Raw genomic sequence first — 12,318 nt, 5'->3', positions numbered from 1 at the left:
GGGTGACCGGTCAAACCGGGAGGCACACCTCGATGACCCGCGTGCATGTCCGGCCGGGTGCAGGGCGGGTTGTCGCGTGCGGGTTTGAAGCGTTGTCGCCGGCATGCGCGTGCGAGCGTCTTTTTCTTTCGTAGTCACATGACCAAGTCTATTGATCTAGTCGTGCGGCGTTACGGATATTTTCAATAACGGGTCATCGGAGGGATCTCATGACTAAGAATCAAGCAGATTCGGGTTTGCCTGAGCACGTAGAGGTACTAATCATCGGGGCGGGGATCTCGGGGCTCGATGCCGCTTGTCATCTTCGCATGAACTTGCCGGACCGCTCGTTCGCGATCCTGGAAGCCATGGATGGATTTGGCGGGACGTGGTGGACCCATCGCTACCCCGGCGCGCGTTCCGACAGCGACCTGTACACGTACGCATTCGGATTCCGCCCGTGGCAGGGCCGCTCGATCGCCACGGCGGAGGAGATCCACAGCTATCTGGGCGATGTCATCAAGGAATACGACCTCGGCTCGAAGATCCACTACGGGCATCGTGTTCAAACGGTGAGCTGGTCGAGCGAGCAGAAGCGCTGGACGGTCGAGGTGTCGCGCAAGGATACGGGCGAACACTTCTCGATCACCACGGACTTCCTGTGGCTGGGGGCGGGGTACTACGACCATCGCAAGGGCTTTACGCCGAAGTGGAACGGGTTCGACCGCTACAAGGGAACGGTCGTGCATCCGCAGCACTGGCCGGAAGACCTCGACTATTCCGGCAAGCGGGTGGTCGTGATCGGCTCGGGCGCGACCGCCGCGACGCTGATTCCGGCGATGGCCGGCACCGCGGCGCATGTGACGATGCTGCAACGGTCGCCGACGTTCTTCACGGCGGTTCCCTGGACCCACCAGCTGGACGCGACGCTTCGCGAACTGAGCCTGCCCGAGGAGTGGCGCTCCGAGATTCTGCGGCGTGCGCACCTGAAGCAGACGTTCGACCTGATCAACCTGTCCGCGGCGAACCCGGACGCCGTTCGCGACTGGCTGATCAACGAGACCCGGCAACAGCTGCCGGAAGGGTTCGACGTCGACAAGCACTTCAATCCCAGCTATCGCCCGTGGCAGCAGCGCGTGGCGGCGGTGCCGGAGGGCGACCTCTTCACGGCCATCCGGGACGGCAAGGCGTCCGTCGTGACGGACACCATCGAGTCGTTCGACGAAAGCGGCATCGTGCTGGCGTCGGGCGAACACCTGCAGGCGGACATCGTCGTGACGGCGACGGGCTTCGACATGAGCGCGTTCGGCCAGATCGCGTTCCACCTCGACGGAGAACCGGTCGACATGACCAAGCGGGTCTCGTATCGGGGAATGATGATCGAGGGTATCCCGAACATGGCGTTCATCTACGGCTACTACCGGTCGAGCTGGACGCTGCGCGCCGATCTCGTCTGCGAATTCACCTGCCGCGTCCTCGCGCATATGGAGAAGGTGGGGGCGAAGACGGTGGAGCCGTGCCTGCGCGCCGAAGACGCCGACATGCAGCGGCTGCCGTGGACCGACCCGAACAACTTCAATGCCGGGTACGTGATGCGCTCGCAACACCAGATGCACTTGCGTGGCGATCGCATGCCGTGGCAGCACCACTTCGAGTACGAGGAGGAGCGCCAGACCATTCCGGAATTGAGCCCGGATGCCGAAGTCCTCGTGTATCGCTGATCTCCGCGCAACGTTCGAATAAAGGTGATGTTATGGCACTCGATTTGCACCTCGCTGGTTTTCTCGAATCCCTTGCCGGGTCCGGCGCGAAACCGCTACCGCAGTCCAGCCCGGAAGAGGCTCGCGGATTGATGCAGCATCTGGCGCGCGCCGTTCGCGCACCGGAGGCCGTGGTCGACATTCAAGGCGTGGAAGACCTGACCGTTCCCGGCGCGACCGGATCGCTGCGGGCGCGGCTGTATCGTCCAACCCACGAGCGCAATCTGCCGACGGTCGTCTATCTCCATGGCGGCGGGTTCGTCATCGGCGACCTGGATACCCACGACAACATTTGCCGGGAGCTGGCGCGTGGCGCCAACGCGGTCGTCGTCTCGGTGGATTACCGGCTGGCGCCCGAGCATCCGTATCCGGCCGCGGCGGACGATGCGATTGCCGCGACCCAATGGGTGATCGCGAACGCGAGCGAGCTGGGTGGCAGCGACGTCGTGGCAGTGGCCGGAGACAGCGCCGGCGGCAACCTTGCCGCGGTCGTGACGCAGCAACTGCACGCCGACGGCATTGCGCTGTCCGCCCAGCTCCTGATCTACCCCGCGGTCGCGCAGGATCGCGCCGGCTTTCCTTCCTTCAAGGAAAACGGCGCAGGCTACTTTCTCGACCTCGAGACGATCGCCTGGTTCGAGCGGCATTACGTGCCCGACGGGACCAACCGGGAGGATCCGCGACTGGCGCCGATCCGTGCGAAGGACCTTGCCGGGTTGCCGCCCACCGTCATCCTGACCGCCGAATTCGATCCGCTGCGCGACGAGGGCGAGGCCTATGGCCGCTTGCTCCATGCGAGCGGCGTCAAGGTCGACACGATCCGGTGCGACGGCATGATTCACGGGTTCTTCGACATGGGAGCGATTTCCCCGGGCGCCCAGGCGTGGATCGAGAAGGGCATCGCGAGCTTTCGAAAGTTACTCGGCGCCGCGCGGCACCATTGAAACGTTGGCGGAAGCGACCTGATTTCGCTTTTCGTCATTTCGTGGCCGCACGCGGTTCGATGGATGATCTCCAACGGTGCCGAGGCGGCCACGCAGTGCTGATGCATGACGGCATGAAGCCGATTGCGCGACGGCTCGCTGAGGCCGCGACGCGCGTGGCGGAATCGATGCATCAGGTAGTTGCTTGTGAAGCGTTCAGGCATCTATCCAGGACACAGACCCGTGAAGAACTCATTCGATTATCTTGTTGTAGGCGGCGGCTCGGCAGGCAGCGTGCTGGCTTCGCGTTTGACCGAAGATCCCGATGTGACGCTGTGCCTCTTCGAAGCCGGCGGCACGGGCGATGGCTGGCCCGTCACCGTGCCGGCCGCCCTGGTGCTGATGATCCCGTCCAAGCTGAACAACTGGGCGTTCGAGACGGTGCCGCAGAAGGGGCTGCAGGGGCGACGCGGCTACCAGCCGCGTGGCAAGGCGCTGGGCGGATCGTCCGCGATCAATGCGATGGTGTACACGCGCGGCCATCATGCCGACTACGACGACTGGGCCGCGCTCGGCAACGAAGGCTGGGGCTGGAACGACGTCTTCCCGTATTTCAAGCGAAGCGAGCATAACGAGCGGCTAAGCAATGAATGGCACGGGCGCGGCGGCCCGTTGTGGGTCAGCGACCTGAGGACGAACAATCCATTCCAGGCGCGTTGGCTGGACGCCGCACGAGAGTGCGGCCTGCCCGTCACGGACGATTTCAACGGTGCGGAGCAGGAAGGGGTCGGCATTTACCAGGTGACCCAGAAGAATGGCGAGCGCTGGAGTGCGGCACGTGCCTATCTTTTTCCGCACCTGAAGACGCGCGGCAACCTGACGGTGGAGACGGGCGCGCAGGTCAGGCGCATCGTGTTCGACGGCAAGCGGGCCGTTGGCGTCGAAGTCACACGTGGCGGGAATGTCGAGACGGTCTGGGCGAAGAAGGAGGTGATCCTGTCCGCGGGCGCGCTTCAATCGCCGCAGTTGCTGATGTTGTCCGGCGTCGGGCCGAAGGACGAACTCGAGCGTCACGGGATCCAGGTCGTCGCCGATCTCCCGGGCGTGGGTGAGAACCTGCAGGATCATCCGGACTTCGTCGTCAGCTACAAGACGAACAGCCTGGATGCACTCGGCGTATCGGTACGCGGCGCGATCAAGACGCTGGGCGACGTCCGGCAATACCGGAACTCGCGAACCGGCACCCTGACCACCAACTTCGCCGAGGGCGGCGCGTTTCTGAAGACGCGTCCCGATCTGGATCGACCGGACGTTCAGATGCACTTCGTCGTCGGGCCCGTCAGCGATCACGGCAGGAAGGTACGGCTCGGACATGGTCTTTCCTGTCACGTGTGCCTGCTGAGGCCGAAAAGCCGTGGGTCGGTCAAGCTGCGAAGCGCCGATCCGCTGGACGCGCCGTTGATCGACCCGGCATTCCTCGAGCACGACGATGATCTCGAAGTCCTGGTCGAGGGCTACAAGCTGACCCGGCGGTTGATGGCCGCGCCGTCCATGGCCCGGTTCGTGACGGAGGACCTGTTCGCGTCCCGGTCGCGATCGGACGACGACATTCGTGCGTTGCTGCGCGAGCGGACCGACACCGTGTACCACCCGGTCGGAACGTGTCGCATGGGGAACGACGCGCTCGCCGTCGTCGATTCCCAGTTGCGCGTACGGGGAACGGAAGGCTTGCGCGTGGTGGATGCATCGATCATGCCGACGCTGGTGGGGGCAAACACGAACGCGCCGACGATCATGATCGGCGAGAAAGCCTCGGACCTGATCCGGAGGATTTCCCGGTTCCCGTCCGCGGTGCCGGAAACCGCGGTGTGAGTGGCCTTCTCGTGCCGACGTTCGTCGGCACGAAGGCTTCAACCACACGTGAACGTCGCGAGCATGATGTGTGCAGCGACGTCCGCGACCCGAAGGCAAGGGCTCGCGGGCCGGTTGAGGCAAGACTGGAGGCTGCGGGAGAATCGCCCGCTAGCGTGGTGAGGTCTGCTGACGCAGCCAGCCGCCGATCATGAACGCATCCTTGCGCTTTGAAGGGCAACGCGAGCACGAGGAAAGAGAGGTCGCCCCTCGACGCGCCGATGCCGGGTGGCGACCTGTGTGCGTCAGCAACCGGAGAAAGACCGGAGCCTGCTTCGCGGCGACGAGCCGCTGCAACCAGCGAACCCGTCAGCCGATCGACCTTGCGCGGCGTCCGGCCCGGTCCGGGTGCGGGAAATGTTCTTCACCGGCCTCCATCCCGATGGCTTCGGCGTGTGTCATGCCGAACGCCGTCTTCAATTCGACGAGCGATGCCCGTGAACGGGGCCCCCTTTGCAGCGCCTGAACGCTGTCCGGAAGGTGGCCGCGTGCACGAAAGGCAACGACCCGGATATTCAAACATGCACTCGCTCATACTCATCGCGGATGACGCACCGGAAATGTCGTCGACGCTCGATACCTGCCTGACGCGCAACGGCTTTCGAACATTCCAGACCCACCCCTCCCAGACCGTGCTGGCCACGCAACTGAACCTGAAGCCGGATCTGGTCATTCTCGACGTCCGTGAACTGCGTGCGGACACCCTGGACATGCTCGCCAGGCTTCGACGGCAAAGCGGTGCCCCCATCGTCGTCATGTCGGCGTGTGACCGGGACGGGGAGCAGTTGCGCGCACTGCACGCCGGCGCTGACGACTACATCGTCAGGCCGTTCAACCCGGACGTGGTCGTCGCACGATTGCTCGCGATTCTTCGCCGCTCCGGTGCGCTCGCGCCTGAACGTCGCCTCCGGGTGGGGGCGCTCGAAGTCGATACGGAGAGCTATATGGCGTGCGTGAGAACGTCCTCCGGTGAAACGCCGGTTTCCGTAACACTCGTCGAATTCCGCCTGCTGGCTCACATGGCCAGGCTGCCGAATCGCGCATTTACGCGCGTCGAATTGCTCGATGCGTGCATGGCGGACGTCAGCGCATCCACGCGCACCGTCGACAGCCACATGAGCCGGTTACGGAGAAAGCTGGCGGCCGCAGGGGCGTCGGGCATCGTGGAAAGCGTGCACGGCGTCGGCTATCGACTGCGAAAATCCGGTTGACGGGGGAGGGTGTCGCGCGTGGCGTGACACGGCGGCTCGTCCGTGAGCCGCTTCCTCTTCGGGTGATCCGTGCCACCAAGGCGGGAGAACTTGCTCGCCGTTTGGCCCGCCTTCCATCCGCGGTCAGGCAGGCTTCGACCCAGCGGGCCGCGATTCACGATCGCGGCCCGCCACGCGCATCAGACATCCGACCGTTACTGCGCAATGACCCCGTCGCGAGAAAAGATCAGCCACTTGTCGCCCGTCGAGGGAAGCGCCGCGGTGTACGTCGTCCCGGTCTGGGTGCGCAGGCGCTGGAACGTCTTGCCGTCATCGGTACTTTGAGCCTGCAGCCCGTCGACCCCGACCGCCAATACCGTGGCGCCTCGGGACGCAAGCGCGGTAATGGAGTTCCGGGTGTCGAGCGTCGCGCGTGACCAGGTATGGCCGTTGTCCTCGCTTCGCATCAGCGTGCCGCGCAGCCCGCCGACCAGCAGCACCCCGTTGGGCAGCGCCACGCCGCACCAGAACGACCCCTTGTAACCGGTCTCCACGCTTTCCCACGTGTTGCCCTTGTCGCGGGAAATCAGGAGCTGCCCCTTCTCGGCCGTGGCAAAGATCTCGCCATTGCCGTTCGAAAAGAGGCCGAACAGATTCAGGTCCGACTTCTTGCCGTTCGGGAGCACGGCTTCCTTTTTGGTCCAGGTCTTGCCGCCGTCATCGGTGACAAGGATGAGCGACCAGAGTCCGACGGCCACGCCGTGGTTGGCGTCGATGAAGTGCACGCCGAACAGCGGGCGATCCTCGCTCGTCACGAGACGTTGAACCTCCCACGTCTCGCCGCCGTCGGTGGTCTTCAGGATCGCGCCCCAGTGGCCGACTGCCCATCCTGTCCTGGCGTCGATGAAACTGACGGACGTCAGCGTCGAGCTCACGGGCACGGACTTGGCCTGACGGTACGTCGCACCGCGGTTGTCGGACAGCAGGACGATGCCGTTCGCGCCGACACTCACGACCCGCTGGCCGGCCCAGGTCGCATCGAGCACGGGGGACTGGGTCGCGATGCTGGACTGGACGGCCGGAACGGGCCGGAGTTCCGGTGCGGCTACGGCGCCTGGCACGCTGCCCAGCAGCGCGCCAAAGACGACGGCGCCGGCCGTCAGGGAGAGAACCTTGCGATACAGGGTCATGGAATCCTCTTCTTCTTCAATGGGCGAGCAGGCCGGGGGCACGGGCGGGCTTGCGCCGCGGGAAGATGCGCTCGAGCCAGACGGCGAAGGCGGGCAGAACCGTCATGGCCATGACCATGTTGACGATGAACATGAACGCCAGGAGCTTGCCCATGTCCGCCTGGAACTTGAGCTCGGAGAACGACCAGGTGGCGACGCCGATCGCGAGCGTGATCGCCGTGAAGATGGTGGCCGTCCCGATCTCGAGGATCGACTGTTCGAGCGCCTTGACGATGCCGACGCCGTTGGCGAGATGCAGCTGCAGCCGGTTGTAGATATAGAACGCATAGTCGACGCCGATGCCCACCGCCAGCACCATCACGGGCAACGTGGCGACGGTCAGGCCGATCTGCAGCTCCTTCATGAACCAATACCCGATGAACGTGCCGATCGTCAGCGGCAGGCAGCAGGCGAGGACCGCGCGCAGGTCACGGTACGTGACGAGGACGAGCAGGACGATGGTCGTATAGACGTAGAGCATCATCGGCAATTCGCTGCGCTCGATTTCGTCGTTGACCGCGGCCAGCACGCCGGCGTTGCCGGACGCGAGCCGGATCTTCACGCCCGGCAGCTTGTTCGTGTCGCGGAAATGCTTCGCGGCGTTGATCACCTGGGTGATCGTGGTCGCCTTGTGGTCGGCCAGATAGATGTTCACCGCGGTCATGCTGCAGTCCTTGCGCATGACGCCGGGCGTGCGGGCCACCTCGCCGGCCAGCGATGAATAGTTATCCGGATCGATGGGGATCGCGGACATCTTCGGATTGCCTTCGTTGTATCCCTCGCTGTATTGCCGCAGCAACGACGAGAACGAAACGACCGACAACACGCCGGGGACGGCACGCATCGACCAGACGAAGCGATCCTGGTACGCGCCGACCTCCACGTTGTTGCAGGACTGGGGCGGCGCTTCGAAGACGATCGAAATCCAGTCGAGGCCGACGTCGTAGCTCGACGCAATCGAAACCGAATCCTGGTTGAACCGGGCGTCGGCACGCAGCTCGGGCGCGCCGGCTTGCAGCGTGCCGACCACGCGGTCCCGGCTTTCCCAGGCCGCCACGGCGAACACCACGACGGCGGCCAGCAGGACGATCGCCGCATTGCGCGGAACGGCGACTTTGGCGAGCACGCGGAGCACGCGGCCACGACGAACGGCATGCAGCTCCGCATTCTTTGCATAATTGCCGTCGACCTTGAGCAACGACGCCGCCAGCGGCAGCATCACCAGGTTCGTGACGATCTTGTACGCCACGCCGAGCGAAGCGGTGATCGCGAGCTCGCGCACCATCGGGATCGGAATCAGGATCAGCGTGACGAAGGAAACGAACGCGGTCACCAGCGCGAGCGTGCCGGGAATCAGCAGCCCGCTGAAGCTGGACCGGGCGGCTTGCTCCACCGACTTCCCGTGGGAGATCTCGCGCACGATGAAGTTGATCTGCTGGACGCCGTGTGAAACGCCGATCGCGAACACCAGGAACGGAACCAGCACGCCCAACGGGTCGAGCCCGTAGCCGAGCAGATGCAGCGTGCCGAACTGCCAGACGAGCGAGACGAGCGAGCAGGTCAGCGGCAGGATCGTCAGGCGAACGGAGCGGCAGTACCAGTAGACGGCCAACGCGGTCAGGAGCAGGGCGATCGCGCAGAACTTCAGGACGGACGACGCGCCGTTTGCAATATCGCCGATCTGCTTCGCGAAACCGATGATCTGGATTTCATAGTTCGCATCCTCGAACTTGGCGCGCAATTGCGATTCGAGCGCCTTGTCGAATGCCACGTAGTCGACCCGCTCGCCTTTGGCATCCAGCTCGTTGAGATCGGCGGTGACCATGGCGCTGCTCTGGTCGCGCGACACGAGGCTGCCGACGAATCCGCCCTGGGCGGTCGAGCGCGAAATGGCGCCGACCGTGTTGCCGTCGAGCTGATCGGGCGTCACGGTGCCGGGAATGAGCGGGTCGGCCCGGAATCCATCTTCGGTGATCTCGTTGACGAATGAATTCGGTGTCCAGAGGGACTGGACGCTGCTGCGAGACACGTTCGGCAGGAAGGTGACCGCCTGGGTGACTTCATACAGGCGCTTCAACGCCGCCGGCGTCCAGATGCTGCCCTTGCGGGCCTTGACGACGACGATCAAGCGGTTGGCGCCGAGCAGGTCACCGCGATACTCGTTGAACGTCTGCGTGTATTCGTGGCCCAGCGGCAGCTGCTTCTCGAACCCGGCATCCATGCGCAGCTTGACGGCGAAGCAGGCCATGACGACCGTGAACAGCACCAGGAGCCCCAGCACGAGACGCCTGTGACCGAACAGCGTATTTTCCAGCGAATGAAGAATTCTAAGCAGCTTGCCGGGTCGGGCTGCGTCGGAAACAGGCGGTTGATTCATATTGACCTCAGAAATTGCGAGATGCGACGATTGCCACGAAGTCCCTGTCACGTAGCGGGTTGGCCAGCGGGTTGGTCGGGCCCATGAAGCGGGTGTAGTTCAAGCCGACCTGCCAGTTCGCCGGGTTCTGTATGAAGTTCACATACAGGTTCATGGCCGTCACGCCGCGCATGAACTGGGCATTCACGTTCGGCGTATTGCCGAACAGGCCGTACCGGACGAAGATCCCCGGGTTGACCTGCCACCCGGGAATGACGGTGCCGTCGTAAACCCAGTTGAAATCGACGTCGATCCCGCCGGAGTATTTCGTTCCCTGGGCACTACCCGGCATGTTGAGTGCGCCGGTCGCGAACAAGTCGTTGAATTCGTTCCCCCACAGAAGCGCGCCAGGCGAAATCGGCGATCCGCCGTAGCTCTTGTGAAGCCCCGGATAAGCGATGATCACCGTCTCGGTCGTCAGCGTGGCGGTCTGGGCGCCGAGCAGCTTCAGGAACGCTGCGGAATTGCCCGGCTGCAGCGAGTAGAGGGTCGTCAGGTGCCACTGGAAGCGCTTCTCGTCGACCCAGCAGTTCCCCCCTTGCGCGACGCATCTGCTGGCCGGATTCAGCGGAACGGCATCTCGCGGCCGGTACGAGAGTTCAGTGCCGATTGCCCAGTCGCCCACCGGGAAGTTGGCGCTGACGCCGATCATGTGGCGGTCTTCCGGAAACCGGAACACCGTCCCGCCCGTCGAACTCAGCGAGACTTGCGGGAACTTGTCGTGGTACGCGATCGTGTAGAAGCCGAGATTCAGGTCGGTTCCCGCCGGCTGGTAGCGAATGGAAAAACCATACTGCCCGCCGTTCTTCGGATGGATGGTCGAGACGCCGTACGTGTTGTTGCCGGGACCGACGATCTGGTTCGACCAATAGCTGCCCACCGGCGGCAGGTAATTCTGGTTCCAGTTGCTCTGGTAGTACCCTTCGACGTTCACGCCGTGCCCGACGCCGGACGCGACACTCACGATCGGCGCGGGCAGGATGATCTCCTTGACCTGCGCGCCGGGCTGGGACGCGCGATTCACGTCGATCGCGTTCGTCGCATTGACCCCGCCGACTTCCCAGATGCTTTCGCCCCAGCTGACGACCTGGTTACCCACGCGGACGCGGGCAATCTGGTCGCCGACGTTGAACTGCTTGCTGACCCACAGGTCGAGCAGGCGCGGCTTGAAGCGGATGTTCTTCTCGGCATCGGACGGGAGCCCGCCGCTCAGGTTGGGCGACGGGTTGTAGAACAGGTCCTGTCCGCTGGTTGCGCCTGTCGTGCGGGTGCCGGAGTAGTCGTACTGCCAGGTGCCTCGCGCCATGAACGTGAGCCCTTGCGACGGCATCTTCAGGACCAGCTCGTGGTTGCCCTTGAGATAGCTCGTGAACGGATCGCCCTTGCCGTAGTTGATGTCGCCCTGATCGGAGAGGCCGCTCAACTGACCGAGCCGGCCGCCACCCGTCTGCGCACCGGTGGCCACGTTGTAGGTCGGCGACACGAGATTGCTGCTCGGCGACGCGGTGCGAATGCCGACGCCCGCCGATATCGTCGAATCGAAACTGCCTTCGACGTTCCCGATCGTGAACGTGAAGGCGTGCGCGCTGCCGCACCCGACGGCGACAAGCGCCGCGATCGCCGCGCGCACGAGCACCACGCTGGAGCGGGGCTGTAAGGAGGAGGTGGTAGCCATTTTGTCTCGGCCCCTGTCAACGCTCGCTCAACGCACGGAGATTATCGGCGTTGTAGAAGCTCGGCTTGTAGTGTTGGTCCGCCGACGAGTCGACCGACCACTTCGCGTCCCGTCCGGCCGCGAGCATCGAACCGTCCACGAGATACCGGCCGTCGACGAGGTTGTATTGCGCGAATGCGAGCGTGTCGCAGCTGCCCGTTTCGTACACCGGAATGATGTAGCCCTCGCGGACCTTCGAGATGTTGCCCTGCGCGTCGTAGTCCACCGCGCCGAGGTAGCTCCAGCTGTCTTCGTCGACGTAGAACAGGCGCTTGGGCGCGGTATGACGCATCCCCTGCTTGACCGTGGCTTCCACGACCCACACGCGATGGAGTTCGTAGCGACGCTTCGCCGGGTTCACGAAGTCGGGGCCGTAGGCGTCTTCAAATTTGTCCGAGAAGTCGTACATGCCGAGGTCGTTGTACGTCACGACCATTTCCTTCTTGCCGAGCAGCTTCCACGAGAATCGGTCCGTCTGTCCGGAGAAGACCAGCGCTTCATCGATGTTGTACTGGTTGTCGAAGCCGATCTGCGGCGCATCGTACGCATACGACGGCATGCGACGGGTCCGGCGCTGCCCCGGGAAGTAGTAGAAGACTTCGGTCGGCTTGTCCGCATAGTTCGTAAAGATCGCGGCCTGGCCGGCAATGGCCGCCGGGGACTTGTACGCGTAGTAGGCGTTGCCTTCGATCTGATTGACCTTCGCGAACGTCGTGCCGGCCTTGTCACCCCACGGCTGATAGATCCACGCGTCGGACACGTTCTTGATCCAGTCGGACGCGCCCTTGCGCGGGGAGACGACGGTGATGATGTCGCGCATCTCGACGCCGGCGCCGCGGTAGTGCAGCTTCGCGTTCCACATCACTTCCGCGCCGGTCTTGGGCGCAGGGAACGGGTAGCCGGGCAGGTGGGCATCGGTGAGTTCCGATCCGTCGGCCGACATCTTGGCGAAGCCCGCGTTGTTCTTCGTGTTCTCCGCGACGAAATCGGGGACGCCGCACGTGCGCCGGGACGGATAGACCGGCATCGTGAAGCCCTTCAGGTTCTTCAGCAGCGCAATCTGGCCCGGGTTGAGCTTGTCCGCGTACTTGTCGACGTTGCTGGCGTCGATCGTGTACAGCGGCTTGTCGGACTTGTATTTGAAGAAATCCGCGCGGCGCTTGCCGTAGCTCCAGCCCGCCCCGACGTTGCCCACG

8 protein-coding genes are annotated in these 12,318 nt (G+C 64.1%); 4 read left to right on the top strand and 4 right to left on the bottom strand.

The window, feature by feature from the left end; translation table 11 throughout:
• The first annotated feature begins 209 nt into the window (after nt 1-209).
• The 4 genes from QZM35_RS26230 (at nt 210) to QZM35_RS26215 (ending at nt 5,784) form a co-directional block, all read left to right on the top strand.
• Nucleotides 210-1,700, top strand: coding sequence for an NAD(P)/FAD-dependent oxidoreductase (locus QZM35_RS26230; protein WP_301777096.1), 1,491 nt, complete (start codon nt 210-212; stop codon nt 1,698-1,700).
• Nucleotides 1,701-1,732: 32 nt separating this feature from the next.
• Nucleotides 1,733-2,683, top strand: a complete 951-nt coding sequence (locus QZM35_RS26225; RefSeq protein WP_301777095.1) for an alpha/beta hydrolase — start codon at nt 1,733-1,735, stop codon at nt 2,681-2,683.
• Between the two features lie 222 nt (nt 2,684-2,905).
• On the top strand, nt 2,906-4,534 hold the full coding sequence (locus QZM35_RS26220; RefSeq protein ID WP_301777094.1) for a GMC family oxidoreductase: 1,629 nt from the start codon (nt 2,906-2,908) through the stop codon (nt 4,532-4,534).
• Nucleotides 4,535-5,094: 560 nt separating this feature from the next.
• Entirely contained in the window at nt 5,095-5,784 is a 690-nt protein-coding gene (locus tag QZM35_RS26215) for a response regulator transcription factor (protein WP_089434204.1), read from the top strand.
• A gap of 194 nt (nt 5,785-5,978) precedes the next feature.
• On the opposite strand, the gene QZM35_RS26210 is transcribed toward QZM35_RS26215, so the two are convergent.
• From QZM35_RS26210 to QZM35_RS26195, 4 genes are read right to left on the bottom strand one after another with little or no spacing between them, the layout of a single operon-like run.
• Entirely contained in the window at nt 5,979-6,953 is a 975-nt protein-coding gene (locus QZM35_RS26210; protein ID WP_301777093.1) for a YCF48-related protein, read from the bottom strand.
• 16 nt (nt 6,954-6,969) lie between these two features.
• Nucleotides 6,970-9,369: an RND family transporter gene (locus QZM35_RS26205; protein WP_174971155.1), complete on the bottom strand. Its 2,400-nt coding sequence runs from the start codon at nt 9,367-9,369 to the stop codon at nt 6,970-6,972.
• Between the two features lie 7 nt (nt 9,370-9,376).
• Nucleotides 9,377-11,083 (bottom strand): DUF1302 domain-containing protein, encoded by a 1,707-nt coding sequence (locus QZM35_RS26200; RefSeq protein WP_301777092.1) that lies wholly within the window; start codon nt 11,081-11,083, stop codon nt 9,377-9,379.
• A 16-nt stretch (nt 11,084-11,099) separates the two neighbouring features.
• Entirely contained in the window at nt 11,100-12,317 is a 1,218-nt protein-coding gene (locus QZM35_RS26195) for a DUF1329 domain-containing protein (RefSeq protein ID WP_301777091.1), read from the bottom strand.
• Nucleotide 12,318: the final 1 nt, after the last annotated feature.

This window comes from Burkholderia sp. AU45274 (assembly GCF_030482505.1).
GTDB lineage: Bacteria > Pseudomonadota > Gammaproteobacteria > Burkholderiales > Burkholderiaceae > Burkholderia.
This window is presented reverse-complemented; position numbering and strand designations above follow the sequence as displayed.